Origin of the sequence: Tolypothrix sp. VBCCA 56010 (assembly GCF_050875635.1) — a bacterium.
GTDB lineage: Bacteria > Cyanobacteriota > Cyanobacteriia > Cyanobacteriales > Nostocaceae > Hassallia.
The window spans coordinates 1-207 of record NZ_JBPAOH010000578.1 but is presented as its reverse complement, the minus strand read 5'-3'; the positions used below and the strand labels follow the sequence as shown (position 1 = coordinate 207).

The 207-nt window shown below is 44.4% G+C and carries 1 pseudogene; it reads left to right on the top strand.

Features of this window, described 5'->3' with window-relative positions:
* Positions 1 to 51: 51 nt before the first annotated feature.
* Positions 52 to 207, top strand: a pseudogene (locus tag AABK37_RS42430) (IS982 family transposase); the annotation flags it as partial.

Genomic DNA, 207 nt, shown 5'->3' with positions numbered 1-207 from the left:
GGGGCACTTAAGCAATAAAATCCCCTCCAGTCAGAAAATTAGGAGGGGTGTATGCTAAACGAAATAATTACCATTTATGCTATCACTGACGATCTCTTAAAGGTGATCGCTCATGACGAAGATTGCCGGAGAATTCCGGAGCGATGCAGAAATTATTACAACTGCGGTCTGTGCTGCAATGTTCTTTGGTGGCAATCACACCAAGGC